At 67.9% G+C, this 17,260-nt stretch carries 13 protein-coding genes; 8 read left to right on the forward strand and 5 right to left on the reverse strand.

The window, feature by feature from the left end:
• Positions 1-58: 58 nt before the first annotated feature.
• From ACSYHF_RS18385 to ACSYHF_RS18395, 3 genes are all read right to left on the reverse strand, one after another.
• Complete coding sequence (locus ACSYHF_RS18385) at positions 59-670, reverse strand: DUF6445 family protein (protein ID WP_053497029.1); 612 nt, start codon at positions 668-670, stop codon at positions 59-61.
• A 138-nt stretch (positions 671-808) separates the two neighbouring features.
• On the reverse strand, positions 809-2,458 hold the full coding sequence (gene groL / locus ACSYHF_RS18390; RefSeq protein ID WP_005411226.1) for a chaperonin GroEL: 1,650 nt from the start codon (positions 2,456-2,458) through the stop codon (positions 809-811).
• Between the two features lie 81 nt (positions 2,459-2,539).
• Positions 2,540-2,827, reverse strand: a complete 288-nt coding sequence (locus ACSYHF_RS18395; protein WP_005411227.1) for a co-chaperone GroES — start codon at positions 2,825-2,827, stop codon at positions 2,540-2,542.
• A gap of 312 nt (positions 2,828-3,139) precedes the next feature.
• On the opposite strand from ACSYHF_RS18395, the gene ACSYHF_RS18400 reads away from it, so the two are divergent.
• From ACSYHF_RS18400 to ACSYHF_RS18420, 5 genes are all read left to right on the forward strand, one after another.
• Positions 3,140-4,930 (forward strand): endonuclease, encoded by a 1,791-nt coding sequence (locus tag ACSYHF_RS18400; protein ID WP_447575912.1) that lies wholly within the window; start codon positions 3,140-3,142, stop codon positions 4,928-4,930.
• Between the two features lie 68 nt (positions 4,931-4,998).
• Positions 4,999-5,337, forward strand: coding sequence for a divalent-cation tolerance protein CutA (cutA, locus tag ACSYHF_RS18405; protein WP_005419675.1), 339 nt, complete (start codon positions 4,999-5,001; stop codon positions 5,335-5,337).
• The gene (locus ACSYHF_RS18410; RefSeq protein WP_197598665.1) at positions 5,334-7,715 is read left to right on the forward strand and encodes a protein-disulfide reductase DsbD domain-containing protein; all 2,382 of its coding nucleotides are present in this window, start codon (positions 5,334-5,336) and stop codon (positions 7,713-7,715) included. The genes cutA and ACSYHF_RS18410 overlap by 4 nt, the downstream gene beginning before the upstream one ends.
• Complete coding sequence (locus tag ACSYHF_RS18415) at positions 7,712-8,275, forward strand: TlpA family protein disulfide reductase (RefSeq protein WP_447575913.1); 564 nt, start codon at positions 7,712-7,714, stop codon at positions 8,273-8,275. The genes ACSYHF_RS18410 and ACSYHF_RS18415 overlap by 4 nt, the downstream gene beginning before the upstream one ends.
• A gap of 662 nt (positions 8,276-8,937) precedes the next feature.
• Positions 8,938-11,460 (forward strand): PepSY domain-containing protein, encoded by a 2,523-nt coding sequence (locus tag ACSYHF_RS18420; RefSeq protein WP_447575914.1) that lies wholly within the window; start codon positions 8,938-8,940, stop codon positions 11,458-11,460.
• Between the two features lie 92 nt (positions 11,461-11,552).
• Here the strand turns inward: ACSYHF_RS18420 and ACSYHF_RS18425 are convergent, their stop codons facing one another.
• Positions 11,553-14,093 carry a methyl-accepting chemotaxis protein gene (locus ACSYHF_RS18425; protein ID WP_447575915.1) on the reverse strand — a complete coding sequence of 847 codons (2,541 nt, stop codon included), beginning with the start codon at positions 14,091-14,093 and terminating at the stop codon, positions 11,553-11,555.
• Positions 14,094-14,295: 202 nt separating this feature from the next.
• On the opposite strand from ACSYHF_RS18425, the gene ACSYHF_RS18430 reads away from it, so the two are divergent.
• Both ACSYHF_RS18430 and ACSYHF_RS18435 read left to right on the forward strand, forming a co-directional pair.
• Positions 14,296-15,135, forward strand: coding sequence for an arylamine N-acetyltransferase family protein (locus tag ACSYHF_RS18430; protein ID WP_171957591.1), 840 nt, complete (start codon positions 14,296-14,298; stop codon positions 15,133-15,135).
• Between the two features lie 270 nt (positions 15,136-15,405).
• Positions 15,406-16,122 (forward strand): ABC transporter substrate-binding protein, encoded by a 717-nt coding sequence (locus ACSYHF_RS18435; RefSeq protein ID WP_065178847.1) that lies wholly within the window; start codon positions 15,406-15,408, stop codon positions 16,120-16,122.
• Here the strand turns inward: ACSYHF_RS18435 and ACSYHF_RS18440 are convergent.
• Positions 16,106-17,017, reverse strand: a complete 912-nt coding sequence (locus tag ACSYHF_RS18440; RefSeq protein WP_095378189.1) for a LysR substrate-binding domain-containing protein — start codon at positions 17,015-17,017, stop codon at positions 16,106-16,108. The two genes, ACSYHF_RS18435 and ACSYHF_RS18440, sit on opposite strands and share 17 nt — an antisense overlap.
• Positions 17,018-17,115: 98 nt before the next feature.
• Between ACSYHF_RS18440 and ACSYHF_RS18445 the strand changes: the two genes are divergently transcribed.
• Positions 17,116-17,259 (forward strand): hypothetical protein, encoded by a 144-nt coding sequence (locus ACSYHF_RS18445; protein ID WP_162911598.1) that lies wholly within the window; start codon positions 17,116-17,118, stop codon positions 17,257-17,259.
• The last annotated feature ends 1 nt before the right edge of the window (position 17,260 follow it).

Raw genomic sequence — 17,260 nt, forward strand, 5'->3', positions numbered from 1 at the left:
CGCCTGCATGGCGAACGCGGCCAGGGGGAGCATCCACGCCATGCGTGGATGGCACTCCTCAGCGCGCCTGCTCGAAGAACATCAGGTACACCAGCCGGCCATTCTCCGGTCGATCACCGAACGCTGGCCCGGCGGTGTGCCAGAACCAGGGCCGCAGCAGCACCAGCCGGTTGAAGCGCATCGGAATGCGCATGGTCATTTCCCACTGGCTGTCGTCGTTGCTGTCGCGCTCGATGATGTCGCGATGCATGTCGCCGCCGTTGGCGTAGCCCAATGCGGCCAGCTCCGCCGCGTCCAGGGCCATGCGCTCGGTGCCGGTACGGCGATGGCGGAAGAACTCGGTGCCGCCCTCGCAGTGCTCCGGTGCACTCAGGTAGAGAATGCCCGACCAGTGCGAGTGGTCGGCGTGTACCTTGGCGCGGCCGATGTCGCCGGCAAGGGTAAGGCGGAACTTGCCGTGCGACTGCAGCGGGTTGACCGGCCGCAGCGGTTCGTTGACCAGTCGCGAGACCGCGCCGGACAGGCCATCCAGCTCCAGCCGCTGCTGTGAATTGCGGCCGGGGAATGCGCCCTCCTGGACGGGATAGTCCAGGCCCAGTGCCGCCTGGCGCAACCCCTGCGCATCGGCGGGAGAAAGGAAGTCGTCAACGACGATGAACGAGGTAGGCATGGTCACCGAGCGTAGCGATGCACTGCGGCGACGGCAACCGGGCAACGAAAAACCCCGCCTTGCGGCGGGGTTCTTCTTTAACATCACATCGGGAAGGCGTGCCGACCGAGGCCGGCAACGACCGCCGGAGGCGTGGACTTAGAAGTCCATGCCGCCCATGCCGCCCATGCCACCCATGCCACCAGCGCCGCCCATGGCCGGCTCGTCCTTCTTCGGAGCTTCGGCAACCATGGCTTCGGTGGTGATCATCAGGCCGGCGATCGAGGCCGCGTTCTGCAGGGCCGAACGGGTCACCTTGGTCGGGTCCAGGATGCCGAACTGCAGCATGTCGCCGAACTCGCCGGTGGCCGCGTTGTAGCCGAAGCTGCCGGTGCCTTCCTTGACCTTGTTGATGATGACCGACGGCTCGTCGCCGGCGTTGGCCACGATCTCGCGCAGCGGGGCTTCCATCGCACGCAGGGCAATCTGGATGCCGTGGTTCTGGTCTTCGTTGGCACCCTTCAGGCCGGCCAGCGCGGTGATCGCGCGGACCAGGGCAACGCCGCCGCCCGGGACCACGCCTTCTTCAACGGCTGCACGGGTGGCGTGCAGGGCGTCGTCGACGCGATCCTTCTTTTCCTTCATTTCGATTTCGGTCGAGGCGCCGACCTTGATCACCGCAACGCCGCCGGCCAGCTTGGCCACGCGTTCCTGCAGCTTCTCGCGATCGTAATCCGAGGAGGTGTCCTGGATCTGGGTCTTGATCTGCGCCACGCGTGCATCAACGTTGGCCTTGTCGCCGACGCCGTCGATGATGGTGGTGTTCTCCTTGGAGACCTGCACCTTCTTGGCGCGGCCCAGGTCCTTGATGGTGGCCTTTTCCAGCGACAGGCCGACTTCTTCGGAGATCACGGTGCCGCCGGTCAGCACGGCCATGTCTTCCAGCATCGCCTTGCGACGGTCGCCGAAGCCCGGGGCCTTGACGGCCACGACCTTGACGATGCCACGGATGGTGTTGACCACCAGGGTCGCCAGCGCTTCGCCTTCAACTTCCTCGGCCACGATCAGCAGCGGCTTGCCGGCCTTGGCGACGCCTTCCAGCACCGGCAGCAGGTCACGGACGTTGGAGATCTTCTTGTCGTGCAGCAGGATGAACGGGTCATCCAGGTCAGCGGTCTGCGACTGCTGGTTGTTGATGAAGTACGGCGACAGGTAGCCGCGGTCGAACTGCATGCCCTTGACCACGTCCAGCTCGTTGTCCAGGCCCGAGCCTTCTTCAACGGTGATGACGCCTTCCTTGCCGACTTCCTTCATCGCGTCAGCAATGATCTGGCCGATCGACTCATCCGAGTTGGCCGAGATGGTACCGACCTGGGCAATCGCCTTGTCGTCGGCGGTCGGCTTGGAGATGTTCTTCAGCTCGGCGACGGCAGCCGAAACGGCCTTGTCGATACCGCGCTTGAGGTCCATCGGGTTCATGCCGGCGGCAACGGCCTTGGCGCCTTCGCGGATCAGGGCCTGGGCCAGCACGGTGGCGGTGGTGGTGCCGTCGCCGGCATCGTCGTTGGTGCGCGACGCAACTTCCTTCACCATCTGCGCGCCCATGTTCTCGAACTTGTCAGCCAGTTCGATTTCCTTGGCGACGGAGACGCCGTCCTTGGTGATGGTCGGGGCGCCGAAGCTCTTTTCCAGCACGACGTTGCGGCCCTTCGGGCCCAGGGTGGCCTTGACGGCATTGGCGAGAACATTGACGCCGCGCACCATGCGCGAACGGGCGTCTTCACCGAAACGAATATCCTTGGCAGCCATTGCATTTACCTCATTGGTAGCGCCGGACGATGCCCGGCGGCTGGGAGTTTGGGATCAGGTTGAAACAGGTCGCGCCGAGGCTCAGCCGATGACGGCGAGCACATCGTCTTCGCGCAGGACCTTGTATTCGACGCCTTCGCTCTTGTACGAGCTGCCGGCGTACTGGCCGTAGATGACCTTGTCGCCGACCTTCAGCGACGGCGCGCGCACGTTGCCGTTGTCCAGCGGCTTGCCCGGGCCGACGGCCACGACCTCACCCTTGGTGGACTTTTCCTTGGCCGAGTCGGGGATGACGATGCCACCGGCGGAGATTTCGTCGGCTTCGATCGGCTTGACCACAACGCGGTCGTGCAGCGGCTTGATGCTCATAGGAGACCTCTTAAGTGATTGATTGGTCTAAAAAAGTCCGGCGATGTTAGCACTCACCCCGGGCGAGTGCCAGAACCGCACGTGAAGAAACCCGACAACGTCGGGAGCAGGGCAGAGATGGAGCCCCGCCGTCCCCTTTCAAGGGCGGAATGAAAAAAATTTTTCCGCCCGCGCGCGTCGGCCAACGCGTCGGTCCTGGACAATTTCGGTGACAAGCGTCGCACTGTCAGATATCTGACGTTCATTTACGACAAAGTGTCACTGGATCGGCCTTAGGCTCGGTCAGGCATTCCCAATCACAAGGAGTAGTCGATGCGATTGCTGTCCCCGCTTGCCGCCGCCTGCCTGCTGGCGCTGGCCGCCGCGCCGGCCCAGGCCGAGGTCTTCATCAATGAACTGCACTACGACGACAGCACCGCCGCCGGTGACGTCGGCGAAGCGATCGAGGTCGTAGCCACTGCCGGTGAGGACCTGTCCGGCTACCGCCTGTACCTCTACAACGGCAGCAATCCGTCGGCCGCCACCGTCTATGCCAACACCCCGGTCCCGGCCGGCACCGCCGCCGGCTGCGGCAGCGCCAGTATCGCTGTGGTCAACTATCCGACCAACGGCCTCCAGAATGGTCCGAACGACGGCATCGCGCTGGTCGATGCCAGCGGCAAGGTGGTCCAGTTCCTCAGCTACGAGGGTGCCATCACCGCCTCCGGTGGCCCTGCTGCCGGCATGACCAGCCAGAACATCCCGGTGGCCGAAAGCAACAGCACCGCGCCGGGCACCTCGCTGCAGCTGACCGGCAGCGGCAGCCAGTACGCCCACTTCACCTGGGCCGAATCTGCCGGCCAGACGTTCGGCAGCTGCAACAACGGCCAGACCTTCAGCGGCGGTGGCACGCCAGGCCCCAACACGCCGCCGTCAGTCTCCACCACCACCCCGGCGCAGGGCAGCAGCACCTTCCCCGCTGCCGCCGACCTGGAAGTGGTGTTCAGCGAGACGGTGAACCTGGCCAGTGGCGCCTTCGCCCTGAGCTGCGGCACCTCCGGCAGCGTGCCGCTGACCTTCCCGGCCAACGGCCGCAGCGTGAAGCTGTCCACCAATACCGCGCTGGTGGCCGGTGAAGCCTGCCGCTTCGACATCCGCGCCGCGCGCATCACCGACCTGCAGGGCGCGCATCCGGCCGCCGACAGCCGCATCGCCTTCACCGTGGCCAGCACCGGCGGCAATCCGGACCCGGGCAACCCGGGCGTGCCGGCCGGCTACTACTCCAGGGTCAACACCAGCAGCCCCAGCCAGCTGCGCTGCTCGCTGCACGCCACCATCAAGGGCCACACCGCCTACCCGTACAGCGGCTCGGGCACCAGCACCTGGACCATCCTGGAAATCGCCGACGAGGATCCGAACAACCCGGACCGCATCCTCGATGCCTACCGCAACCGCAGCTACGCCAAGGTCAGTGATCGTGCGGGCACCGGCAGCGGCCTGACCTACAACCGCGAGCACACTTGGCCGAACTCGCTGGGCTTTGCCACCACCACGGGTGACAAGGGCCTGCCCTACGCGCCGTACACCGACACCCACATGCTGTACCTGACCGACGCGCAGTGGAACGCCGACCGTGGCAACAAGCCGTTCGCCAAGTGCGATGCCAGCTGCGGCGAGCGTGCCACCGAAGCCAACAATGGGCAGGGCGGCGGCAGCGGTGGCTACCCGGGCAATTCCAACTGGGTGCGCACGCCGGACGGCAACACCGGCACCTTCGAGGTGTGGGGCAAGCGCAAGGGCGACATGGCGCGTGCGGTGATGTACATGGCGATCCGCTATGAGGGTGGCAAGGATGCGGCCACCGGTCAGTCCGAGCCGGACCTGGAGCTGACCGACGACCGCAGCAAGATCGTCAAGACCAGCAGTTCGCCGGCCTACATGGGCCTGCTGTCGACGCTGATCGACTGGCACCTGTCCGATCCGCCGGATGATGCCGAGCGTGCCCGCAATGACGTGGTCTACAGCTTCCAGGGCAATCGCAACCCGTTCATCGATCACCCCGAGTGGGCCACCCCGGCCCTGTTCACCTCGGCCAAGCCAGCCACCTGCCAGCTGGCCAACTGACCGCGCAACGCTGCGGTCCACTGCCGCCGCCGGGCCCAGACCCGGCGGCGGCCCTATACTCGACGGTCATGCCGACCGTCGATCCCGTCCTGCTGCTGTTGACCACCTGCCCGGACCGGGCCAGTGCCGAGCGCATCGCGCACGCGCTGGTCGGCGAGCGCCTGGCCGCGTGCGTGACCCGCCTTGATGGCGCGCAGTCCACCTACCGCTGGCAGGGCGAGGTGACCACCGATGCCGAGCTGCAGCTGCTGGTAAAGACCACCGCGAGCCGCGTCGATGACGCAATCGCCCGGATCGTCGAACTGCATCCGTATGAACTCCCGGAGTGCATCGCGGTCGAAACCCGGGCCGGCCTGCCGGCATATCTGGACTGGATCCGGGCACAGACCCGGGAGGACACTGATTGAAGACTCTGTTTGCGCGTGGCGCTGCCTTGTGCGCCCTGTTGTGGCTCTCGCTGCCCGCCTTGGCCCTGGATGAGAAGGACCTGCTGCCGGTGGACCAGGCGTTCGCGCTGACCGCCACTGCCCCCGAACGGGGCCAGGTGCAACTGCAGTTCAAGATCGCACCGGGCTACTACCTGTATCGCCACCGCACCAGCGTCAAGGCGGATCCGGCCTTCAATGCCGGCACGCTGCAGATGCCCAAGGGTGACAGGCACCACGATGATTTCTTCGGCGAGGTCGAAACCTATCGCGAGCGCCTGCAGGCCACCCTGCCCGGCACGCCGACCGACGCTGCCGGCACCATCAGCCTGGAAGTCCGCTACCAGGGCTGCGCCGATGCCGGCGTCTGCTACCCGCCGCAGAAGCGCGTGGTGCAGGTCACCCTGCCGGGTGCCGGTGCGGCGGCTGCGGTGCCTGCCGCGCGTACCGGTGCCGCCAGTCCGTTCAACAACCCGCTGGCCGGTGCCGGCAACAGCGGTGGCCTGCGCCTGCCGGGCGCGGCCAACAACAGCCAGGCGCTGCCGCTGCCGTCGGAACAGGCGTTCGGCTTCGATGCCATCGCCAGCGACGGGAACACCCTGCTGCTGCGCTTCAGCCCGGCACCCGGCTACTATCTGTACCGCGACCGCACTTCGCTGAAGCTGGAAGGCAGCGCCGGCGTGCTCGCCGACAAGCCGCGCTGGCCGGCCGCGCAGTCGCATCGCGACGAGCACTTCGGCGATGTCTCGGTGTACTTCAACCAGGTGGAAGTGCCGCTGCCGCTGCGCCGCACTGTTACTGATGCGGTCGACAGCACCCTGGTGGTGACTTTCCAGGGCTGCCAGACCGATGGTATCTGCTACCCGCCGATGACCCGTCGGGTGAAGCTGTCGATTCCGGCCGGCAAGCTCAACGCCGGCGCCGGCCAGGCGCCAGTGCGCGAGGAAGCCGTCAATGCGCTGGGCGCTGCCGGTGCGCCGCGTGAATCCGCCAATGGCGTACCGCTGCGCCTGCTGCCGACCGTACCCAACGACGGCAACGCCGCTCCCGCCGCCAGCGGCAGTGAGGGCGCGCGCAATGAGTTCGCCGCCGATGCGCGCGATGGCAACGCCCTGCGCACGCGTCCGCCGGCGACCACCCCGAACCCGGACCGATCATTCGTCTGGGTGCTGCTGCTGGCGCTGGCCGGTGGCCTGGTACTGAACCTGATGCCCTGCGTGCTGCCGATCCTGTCGCTGAAGGTGCTGAGCCTGGCACAGAGTGGCGAGAGCCCCGAGCGCGCGCGCAGTCATGCCCTCTGGTACACGCTGGGCGTGCTGGTCGCGTTCGCGGGGATCGGCGCGCTGATGGTAGGCCTGCGTGCGATCGGCAACGCCGTCGGCATCGGCTTCCAGCTGCAGCACCCGGGCGTGGTGGCGGCGCTGGCCTACATCATGTTCGCGGTGGGCCTGAGCCTGTCCGGCGTATTCACCCTCGGCGGCGGCATCGGCAATCTTGGCCAGTCGCTGGCCAGCCGCAGCGGCCCGGCCGGTGACTTCTTCACCGGTGCGCTGGCCTGCGTGGTCGGCAGTGCCTGCGTCGGCCCGTTCATGGGCGGTGCGATCGCCTACGCCTTCATTGCCCCGCCGCTGAAGGCGATGACCGTGTTCCTGTTCCTTGGCCTGGGCCTGGCGCTGCCGTTCCTGCTGATCGGCTTCGTGCCAGCGCTGGCACGCCGCCTGCCCAAGCCCGGCCCGTGGATGGAAACGCTCAAGCACGTGCTGGCCTTCCCGATGTACGCCACTGCGCTGTGGCTGCTGTGGGTGCTGGGCAAGCAGCGCGGCGTGGACGGCATGGCGCTGGTGCTGGGTGGCCTGCTGCTGTTCGCGTTCGGCCTGTGGCTGTTTGAACGCAACCGCTGGACCGGCTCGCGTGCGGTGACCCTGCTCGGCGTGCTGCTGGCGATCGGTGCGCTGGTTCCGGCCTGGGGCGTGACCCAGCTTGCAGCGCCGGCGAGGGCAGCACAGGCCGCCAGCGACAACGTGGTCGAGTATTCGCCGCAGCTGCTGGACCGCCTGCGCGCCGACAACCGCGTGGTGTTCGTCAACATGACCGCCGACTGGTGCGTGAGCTGCAAGGCCAACGAACGTGCGGTGCTGTCACGGCCGGAGTTCAAGGAACTGCTCAAGCGCACCAATGCGGTGTACATGCGCGGTGACTACACCAATGTCGACCCGCAGATCACCACGTTCCTGGAAGAGCACAAGGCGGTTGGCGTTCCACTGTACGTGGTGTACGGCCCCGGCGCGCCGCCGACCGTGCTGCCGACCCTGCTGACCCAGGCGGTGGTCGAGGAAGCGCTGCTGCGCACCGCACGATGAAGTGGCAACGGCCAGCGCTGCTGTGGACAGCGGTGATGGCCGCCGGCCTCGGCCTGTGGGCCGGGCATCGTCTGTCACCCGGCACATCAGCACCTGCCGCGCCAGCAACGGCTTCCAGGGCGACGGCCGTGAAGCCCACGCTGCAGGTGGGCGATCAGTTGCCCGCGCTGACACTGCCGGACCTGGCGGGTCAGCCATTGGTCCTGCGCGATCACTTCGCCGGCCGGCCGCTGCTGATCAACGTCTGGGCCAGCTGGTGTGCGCCCTGCGTGGAAGAGATGCCCGAACTGGCGCGCTTCGCCGATGCCCAGGGCGACAACGGTGTGCAGCTGCTGGGCCTGGCGCTGGACACCACGGACGACGTGCGCGGTTTCCTGCAGCAGGTGCCGGTGGACTACCCGATCGTGATCGAGACACCGGGCCCGCGCGATGCCAGCGTGCAGCTGGGCAATACACAGGGGCTGCTGCCCTACAGCGTGCTGTTCGATGCGCAGGGGCGGCTGGTGAAGGCGAAGCTGGGGCCGTTTGCCCACGGCGAGATCGACGGCTGGGTGAAGTGAGGGTTCGGCAGGGCTGCGCCCTGCACCTGCCGAGGCCACCGCAACGGCCAGAGCCAAAGCGGATTTCCGTGGGATGGCGGGGCGGTGCGGCTGGGCAGGACACGCCGTAAACCCATCCATGGGGGCTCGATGGCGCCATCCATGGCGCCAACGGTCCTGCCCAGCCACACCGCCCCGCCTCCGACAGATTCCGGCGGCTGTTGGGTATGAATCTCCATCGAAATCAAACATTTCGAAAATTGAACGAAAAGCATCCACGCATGGCGTGGATCTACGGCAGGTCGCGAGAATCTGTCGAAGGCGGGGTGGGTCCGGTTGAGGAGACGCGAGCCGCATGGGCCCGAGGCATGCCTCGGGCGGGTTGGGCAGGACACCCAACCCCGGTCTTGCCGTGTGCGCAGGACAGCGCACACGAGCAGGCGGCGACCGAGCTACATGGACGTACTTGCAGCGTCCCTCTCAGCCGGACCCGCCCCGCCAACCCACGGAAAGCCAGCTTTTGAGGTTGACGTTGCTCCGGCTTGCAGCGGGTGCAGGGCTGCAAAGCCCTGCAACAAAACCCTCCTTGACCGTAGCCCGTCCGCCACGGAGAATTCCGCGACTAATTCTCATTTGCTGTTGCGCAGGATGCGGGCGGCAGCCTCCCGGGCCCCTCTCCTTCGATGTTCAAGAACGTCCTGTTCCAACTGCATTGGCTGCTGGGCATTACCGCCGGTGCCGTCCTGGCCGTGATGGGCCTCAGCGGCGCCGTGCTGTCCTTCGAGGACGAGCTGCTGCGCGCCGCCAATCCCGGCTTTGCCGAGATCGCCGAGCACCATGCCGACGGACAGCATCCCCTTGCACTCAGTGAACTGGTGCCGCTGCTCCAGGCCGGCAGCGAACGCCCCCTGCAACGCCTGCGTATCGATGCCACCGGACAGCGGCCGTCGGTCGCGCGCTTTGCCGGCGGCAAGGACCACTGGGTGTACTTCGACCCGTACAGCGGTGAGCGCTTCAGCGCCCTGCGCGGCCAGGCGTTCTTCGACTTCGTCGAGGACCTGCATCGCCACCTTGCCGCGGGCGAACGCGGCAAGTGGATCACCGGCAGCTGTGCCATCGCCCTGCTGTTCTTCACCCTGTCCGGCCTCTACCTGCGCTGGCCACGACGCTGGTGGCACTGGCGCAGCTGGCTGGCAGTGGAGTGGAAACGCAGCGGGCGCGGCTTCCTGTGGAGCCTGCACTCGGTAGTCGGCACCTGGGTGCTGCTGATCTACCTGATGAGTGCGCTGACCGGCCTGTGGTGGTCGTTCGACGGGTATCGCAGCGCGGCCAGCACGCTGCTGGGCGTCCCACCGGCGGCCAAGCACCAGGTTGCCACCGATGCATCGCTGGACCTGCACCGCATTGAAGCCACGCTGTACGCGCTGCCGGGCGTGCGCGCCGGCTTCATTGACCTGCGCCTGCCGGAGAAGCCCGGGCAGGCGCTGAACGTGCGGGTGATGGCCGGTGATCCGTCGCAGCGCGGCGGCCACCATGATCGTGCGCATGACCTGCTGCAGCTCGATCCGGCCAGCGGTGCGGTTCTCGATGCCCGCCCGTACGCACGCCAGGGCGCGGGCGGACAGCTGGCCACCAGCGTGTTCGCGCTGCATTCGGGCAGCTACTTCGGTGTACCCGGGCGCGTGGTGGTGATGCTCAGCAGCCTGGGCATGAGCCTGTTCTTCATCACCGGCTGGATGCTGTACCTGGACCGCCGCCGCAGCCAGCGTGCCGCGCGCGGGCTGCGCCAGGCGCTACCGATGCGGGCCAGCGACGCCGGCAACGCAGCGTGGCTGGTGGTGCATGCCAGCCAGAGCGGACTGGGCGAACAGCTGGCGTGGCGCGCGGCGGCCCAGCTGCAGGCGGCCGGCCATGCGGTGCAGGTGCTGCCGCTGGCGCGCATCGATGCCGCGCTCCTGCTGCGTGCATCGAGCGCGCTGTTCGTGCTGAGCACCTTCGGCGACGGCGAGCCGCCCGACGCCGCACGGCGCGCAGCGCGGCAGTTGCTTGCACAAGCGCTGGACCTTTCGGGCCTGCAGTTCGGCCTGCTCGCGCTGGGTGACCGCCAGTACCCGCACTACTGCGGCTTCGGCCGCCGGGTCGATGGCTGGTTGATCGGAAACGGCGCGCGTGCACTGTTCGAGCGCGTCGACGTCGATGCCGCCTCGGTCCCCGCGCTGCGCCGGTGGCAGCAGGAGCTGGGTGCGCTCACCGGCATCGTCACCGATGACAGCGTGCTGCCTGCGGCTACGCAGATGCATGAGTGGCGCCTGCTCGGTCGCGACCGCCTCAACCCTGGCAGCGTCGGCGGAGCGATCTGGCGTATCCGTCTTGCCGCACCGGCCGACGTGCAGTGGCAGGCGGGTGACATCCTGCACATCGCGCCCCGCCACAATGCGCAGCATGCCGGTGCCGTGTTGAAGGCGCATGGGCTGGATCCGCTGCAGCCCTTGCTGGTCGATGGCCATCCGCGCACGCTGCTGGCGCTGGCCAGCGAACGCGAGCTGCCCGAGGCCGATGCCGCGCTGGCAGTGCAGGATGCCTGCCTGTGGCTGGCCGGGCTGCCGCTGCTGCCCAGCCGCGAGTATTCGATCGCCTCCTGCACGGATGATGGCGTGGTGGAGCTGGTGGTGCGGCTGGTGCATGACGCCTCCGGTCGAGCCGGGCTGGGCTCGGGCTGGCTGTCGTTGCATGCGCCGATCGGTGCCTGCATCGTCGCCCGCGTGCATCGCAACCCCGGTTTCCATCGTGTCATTGGCGCGCCGATGGTGCTGATCGGCAACGGCACCGGCATCGCCGGCCTGCGCAGCCTGTTGCGCGAAGCCGCCCGTGCAGGCGAACACGGGCACTGGCTGTTGTTCGGCGAGCGCCAGCGTGCACACGATTTCCTGTTCGCCGACGAGATCGAAGCGTGGCAGGCCGATGGCCATCTCGCGCGGGTGGACCTGGCGTTCTCGCGCGATGGCGACGGCGGTTATGTGCAGGATCGCCTGCAGGCGGCCACCGGAACGCTGCGCGACTGGATGCGGCGCGGTGCGGTGATCCATGTCTGTGGGTCGTTGCAGGGCATGGCCGAAGGCGTGGACCGGGTGCTGCGAACGGCGCTGGGCGATGAAGCGGTGGAAATGCTGCTGGAAAACGGGCGCTACCGCCGCGACGTGTATTGATTCCTGCCGCCGAACGCTGGTGTGAGCCGAGCATGGGCTCGGCTCTACAGTGTTCCTGCAGCCGATGTAGCGCCGAGCCTACGCTCGGCTGACTAGGCCGCGGCGGCGCGCGCCTGCGGCATCGACTGCAACCGGAACGCGCCCACCGCGTCGGCCAGGGCACGCACCTGGACCTGCATCTGCGCCGTGGAGGCACCGGCCTCTTCCACCAGGCTGGCGTTGCGTTGGGTACTGGCTTCCATCTGCACGATGGTCTGGTTCACCTGTGCGATGCCGGCATGCTGGTCCTGCGACGCACTGCGGATACCCGCCAGCAGCTCGGCCAGCTGCTGCACGCTGCCGACGATCTCGCCCATCGTGGTGCCGGCCTGTTCGGCCTGCTGGTTGCCCTCTCCCACACGCGCCACCGAATCCTCGATCAGGCCCTTGATCTGCTTGGCCGCCTCTGCGCTGCGTTGTGCAAGCAGGCGCACTTCCGCGGCTACCACGGCGAAACTGCGGCCCTGCTCACCGGCACGCGCCGCTTCCACCGCCGCATTCAGCGCCAGGATGTTGGTCTGGAAGGCGATGCCGTCGATCAGCTGGGTAATGTCGCCGACCCGCCGCGATGCCTCGCTGATGCCCTGCATGGTCGCCACCACCTGGCTGACAGCCTCGCCGCCGCGCTGCGCCACCGCAGCCGCACCCTTGACCAGCGCGTCGGCACGGCCTGCGGCATCAGCATTGCGACCGACCGTATCGGTCAGTTCGTGCATGGAAGCGGCGGCCTCTTCCAGGTTGGCGGCCTGCTGCTCGGTGCGCTGAGACAGATCATGATGGCCGGCAACGATCTCGCCAACGCCGGTATCGAGACTGGAGGTGGCGTGCTGGATGCGGGTGACGATGCGGCCCAGCTGCGCGACCGTCGCGTTGGCATCATCGCGCATGCGCGCGAACACGCCCTGCAGCTCACCCTCCATGCGCACGCTGAGGTCACCACGGGCCAGCGCAGCCAGCAATGCCTGCAGGTCGCCGAGGTTGGTTTCAAACGTCGCCAGCAGGCGGTTGATGCTGGTCGACAACGTGCGCACGAAGCCCTGCTTGCCCTCCAGCGCGATGCGACCGTGCAGGTCGCCGTGTGCTGCAGCATCGACCAGGGCAGCGACCTCGGTTTCCAGCAGGGTCTCCAGCGCACGACTGCGCCATTCCACCGCTACGCCGAGGAATTGCCCTTCATCGATGACGGGGTTGGCAATCAGCTGGTAACGCGTGCCGGCATGGCCGATCTCGCGCTCTTCGCGCTGGCGCACGCCGGCCAGGCTGGCCAACGCCGGATGCAGGCGTACCGCGTCGCTGCCCACCAGCGCTTCGTTCCGCAGGTCAAGCAGCTGCAGCAATGCCGGGTTGGCGTAGGCGACCTGCCCTTCCGCATCGATCACCATCAAACCGGTCTGTGCACTGTCCAATGCCTGGCGCACCCGGGTGTTGCCGCGCGCCACGGCACGCTCGGTCTCGATACGCGCGCGCAGGCGCTGCTGCATGTCGACCAGGCGCTGCGCCAGCTGGCCGATCTCGTCGTTGGCGTTGTAGACGCGCAGGGTGGTGTCCAAGCGGTCGTCAGCGATGTCGCTGGCGAAGCGCAGGGTGTCCTGGATCGGCTGGCGCACCGCACGCAGCACCAGGACCAGGCTGGTGATCAGCACGCCGGCCACCAGCAGCAGGGTCAGTGCGAACAGCACGCTCATGGTGCGCGCGCCGGCCTGCTGGCGTGCCTGCGCCCCGGCCAGCGCCGCCACCTGTGCCTGCTGGAATGCGGCCAGCGCAGGCGCTACGCCCGCGGCGGTATCCAGCAGCGACTGCGCTTCCACATCCAGGCCGACGCGGGCCGCGGTATACCCCAGCAATGCGGCCTGATACGCATCCATCCCGGTGCGCAGGGTGACCTGCGCATCCGCGGGCAGGCCCGCCAGCGCGAGATCGAATGGCAGCTTTTCTTCGCTGGCGCGGTCGGCGTGGGTGGAATCACCGTCGAGCAGCAGCAGGGCCTCCTGCCGCCGCATCTTCTGCAGGGACAACGCCAGCGCATCCCGCTGCTGCGCATCCACCTGCCCCTGCAGCGTGTCTGCAGCCTGTTGCAGCTGCGCGGCGAGGCCGGCCTCACCACGGCCCATCTCGTCGACCCGTTCGAACAGGGCGGCAACACCCTGCGAGAACGCGTCTGCAGCTTCGGTCAGCGCCTGCAGGGCCTTGCGCCGGCCGGCATCCATCGGCATCGTGCGCAGGGCCTGCAGATCGTCCTGCAGCGCCTTTTGCGTGGCCAGCAGCTGCGCGCGGTCGGCATCATCGAAACTGCGTGCATACTGGATCTGCAGGCGGCGCGCTTCGGCCACCCGCGTGGCCAGGCGCGCGGCCAGATCACTGCCGCGCTGGTAGCTGGCCTGGCTGCGCGCAGCCTGCGTGCTGGCATGCCCGGTCCAGGCATAGACGGCTGCGATTGCGACCAGTCCCAGGCCACAGACCCACAAGGTCGCCTTGAGCTTGTTGGCTACGCTCAGCCGATGCGGTTGCAGCCACAGCAGCAGGCCGGAGGACGCCGGGCGCAGCGCCGCAAGCCGCGTGCGCAGGGACCGGAGGTGGGGGACAACGGCCGACATGACAGACTCCAGGCAGAAGGACGCACCTGTATCGGCCGGATTCAAGGCAACTTTAGAACTTTCGTCGTCCTGGCCCAGCGGTGACGGGCAGACGCGGCCTTTGTACCGGGTGCAGGCGACGCTGGCGTGACACGACCAGCGCCCTTGACCTCAACCCCGGTTGGGGGAGCACAGTGGACCTCCCCTCCCGCCCGGTGCCGCCATGACGACGCTCGATGTCCCCCGCTACCTGCAGCGCCTGCAGCTGGATGCCCCGCCACCGCTGACGCTGGCCGGCCTGACCCTGCTGCAGCAGCGCCACAACGCAGTGCTGCCGTTCGAGACCCTCAGCTGCCTGCTGCGCGATGCGGTACCGATCGACCTGGACAGCGTGCAGCGCAAGCTGCTCGACGACCGTCGTGGCGGCTACTGCTTCGAACTCAACGGCGGCCTGCTGGCGCTGCTGCAGGCGCTGGGCTTCGATGCACAGCCATTGAGCGCGCGCGTGCTGCTGGCTGCCCAGGACGGCGAACTGACCGCACGGACCCACCTGCTGCTGCGCGTGCAGGTGGACGGCGATGACTGGCTGGTGGATGCCGGTTTCGGCAGCCTGACCCCGACCGTGCCGCTGCGGCTGCATGATCCGCAGCCGCAGGCCACGCCGCACGAACGCTATCTGCTGCAGCGGCTGCCCGGCGAGGGGGATTTCGTGCTGTCCGCCGAATCCGGTGACGGCTGGCGGGCGATGTACCGTTTCGACCTGCACGTGCCGGCACCGATCGACAACGTGGTGGGCAACTGGTACGTGTGCACCCATCCCGACTCCAGCTTCCCTGGCCAGCTGCGCGCGTCGCTGACCGGGCCGGACTGGCGACGCACCATCGGCAGCGGCAACTACACCGAGTACCGCCCCGGCCAGGCACCGGACAAGCGTCCGCTGCACGATGTTGCCGACGTGCGCGACGTGCTGCAGCAAGGCTTCGGCATGCAGCTGCCGGACGACCCGCGGCTCGATCCGGCGATCAACGACTGGCTGCAGCGCTCACGCGCCGCGACCTTGTAGAGCCGAGCCCATGCTCGGCTGAGCTTGGGCGGCTGGGCCAACAGCAGCCGAGCGTGGACTCGGCCACGCGCCAGTTGCCCGCGTCGAACGGTCCGAAGCGCAGCTCAGCTCCCGCTCGCAGTGCACGCTCCAGGCTCACCTCCAAGTCCATGCCCACACCTGCGGCCTCGTCGGCAAACGGAAGGTAGGCCATCCTGCAGTCGTGCAGCATGACGCCCCTTGCAGGGCAGTGCTGGCATGCTGGGTGCCCCTTTCCTCGCGGAGTCCTGCATGTCCCTGGCCGATCACCAAAGTGCGCTGGCACCGCAGGGTTTCCTGCGCGTGGCGATCAACCTGGGCAACCCGGTGCTGGCGCAGGGCGATGCGCACTCACCGCGCGGACCGTCGGTGGAGCTGGCCACGACATTGGCGCAGCGCCTGGGTGTGCAGGCACGCTTCACCTGTCACGATGCCGCAGCCTCGGTGGTCGCTGCGGCAGGCGAAGACAGCTGGGATCTGGCCTTCCTGGCCATCGATCCGGCACGCGCCGACCGCATCGCCTTCAGTGCTCCGTACGTGGAGATCGAAGGCACCTATCTGGTGCGCGAGGACAGTCCCGCGCAGCAGGTGACCGACCTCGACCGCGAGGGGCTGCGCATCGCGGTGGGCCGCGGTGCAGCCTACGACCTGTTTCTCAGCCGCGAACTGCGCCACGCCACGATCGAACGGGCCGAGACGTCGGCGGCTGCGATCACCCTGTTCGATCTGCAGCGCCTGGATGCCGCCGCCGGCGTGCGCCAGCCGCTGCAAGCATGGGCGCGGGCGCATCCCGGCCACCGCGTGCTGGCCGACCGTTTCACCGCGATCCAGCAGGCGGTGGCGGCGCCGGCATCGCGCCCCGCCGACGCGCTGCAGGCGCTGTTCAAGGAAGTGCAGGCGATCAAGGCCGGCTCGCTGCTGGAGGAGGCGTTCGCGCGTGGCGGGCAGGCGGTCACGCTGGTGCGATGAGTGTAGCGTCCGCCATGTGCCGCACGTGTTCGGCAGCCTGCGCGTGCAGCCAGTCGCGGAAGGCAAGAAAGCCGCGGTGGCGGGCCGAACGCTGAGGGTAGACCAGCCAATGCGGCCAGGCGGTTTTCAGGCGCAGGTTGGACAGCGCAACCAGTTGGCCGGAATCCAGCAACAAGCGCGCCCGCGTCACCCGCCCCAGCGCCACGCCCACCCCGTCCAGCGCCGCACGGTGGTGTGCCTCCGAATCATCCAGCACCGCTACGAAGCGCGACGGCGGGGTCTGCCCGCTCAACGCGAACCAGGCCCCCCACGCACCATCGGGGTCCCCCAGCAGTGGCCACTGGTTCAGTGGCACCCGGTCGATCCCTCCCATGCGTTCGATCAGCGCCGGGCTCGCCATCGGCAGCAGCCACTCGTCGAACAGCGGCTCAATCACCAGGCCCGGCCACTGCCCGCTGCCCAGCCGCAGCGCGGCGTCGAACTGGCGCTGCCGCTCGAAATCAATCAGGCGCTCACTCGACTGCAGGTTGATCTCGATCTGTGGGTGCTCAGCCACGAAGTGACCCAAGCGCGGCACCAGCCACGCCGACGCCATCGACGGCACCGCACTGATCGTCAGCACGTGCTCGGCGCGGGCCGCATAGGGCTGGAAAGCTTCGTTGATCGCATCCAGATGCGGGCCGACCTGGTCGAGCAGGCGCTGCCCCTCCAGGGTGAGGGCGACGCCACGCGGTTGGCGGACCAGCAGTGGCTGCCCGAGCCGCTCTTCCAGCTGGCGCATCTGATGGCTGAGCGCACTGACGGTCAGATTCATCGACGCCGCTGCCCGTGACAGGTTGCCCAGCCGCGCGGCGGCCACGAATCCCTGCAGGGCATGAAGGGGCGGACGGGACATCAGGCTTGAATTCCTCTCAAGGCATGCTTGCGGAAATGTCGCTTTTTGCGCTTCCATGCTGCCCGTATCGTGCAATCCACTCAAGTGGAGGCACGCTCATGAACATCTTCGGCAGCCTGTTGTTCCTGCACGGCCATGTGGCCAACGCCGAGCTGGCACGCCAGCTGGCCAGCCCGTCCACCGCCTCCCCTGCGTGCGCGGCGCAACCGGCCGCGCCGGTTCAGCAGCCGAGGACCCGTTGAA

This window comes from Stenotrophomonas maltophilia group sp. P373, assembly GCF_053295075.1.

What these genes read in the sequence shown, in the direction of transcription:
- ACSYHF_RS18385 (WP_053497029.1), bottom strand. Translation starts at nt 670, where the DNA reads ATGCCTACCTCGTTCATCGTCGTTGACGACTTCCTTTCTCCCGCCGAT.
- groL (WP_005411226.1), bottom strand. Translation starts at nt 2,458, where the DNA reads ATGGCTGCCAAGGATATTCGTTTCGGTGAAGACGCCCGTTCGCGCATG.
- ACSYHF_RS18395 (WP_005411227.1), bottom strand. Translation starts at nt 2,827, where the DNA reads ATGAGCATCAAGCCGCTGCACGACCGCGTTGTGGTCAAGCCGATCGAA.
- ACSYHF_RS18400 (WP_447575912.1), top strand. Translation starts at nt 3,140, where the DNA reads ATGCGATTGCTGTCCCCGCTTGCCGCCGCCTGCCTGCTGGCGCTGGCC.
- cutA (WP_005419675.1), top strand. Translation starts at nt 4,999, where the DNA reads ATGCCGACCGTCGATCCCGTCCTGCTGCTGTTGACCACCTGCCCGGAC.
- ACSYHF_RS18415 (WP_447575913.1), top strand. Translation starts at nt 7,712, where the DNA reads ATGAAGTGGCAACGGCCAGCGCTGCTGTGGACAGCGGTGATGGCCGCC.
- ACSYHF_RS18420 (WP_447575914.1), top strand. Translation starts at nt 8,938, where the DNA reads ATGTTCAAGAACGTCCTGTTCCAACTGCATTGGCTGCTGGGCATTACC.
- ACSYHF_RS18425 (WP_447575915.1), bottom strand. Translation starts at nt 14,093, where the DNA reads ATGTCGGCCGTTGTCCCCCACCTCCGGTCCCTGCGCACGCGGCTTGCG.
- ACSYHF_RS18430 (WP_171957591.1), top strand. Translation starts at nt 14,296, where the DNA reads ATGACGACGCTCGATGTCCCCCGCTACCTGCAGCGCCTGCAGCTGGAT.
- ACSYHF_RS18435 (WP_065178847.1), top strand. Translation starts at nt 15,406, where the DNA reads ATGTCCCTGGCCGATCACCAAAGTGCGCTGGCACCGCAGGGTTTCCTG.
- ACSYHF_RS18440 (WP_095378189.1), bottom strand. Translation starts at nt 17,017, where the DNA reads ATGTCCCGTCCGCCCCTTCATGCCCTGCAGGGATTCGTGGCCGCCGCG.
- ACSYHF_RS18445 (WP_162911598.1), top strand. Translation starts at nt 17,116, where the DNA reads ATGAACATCTTCGGCAGCCTGTTGTTCCTGCACGGCCATGTGGCCAAC.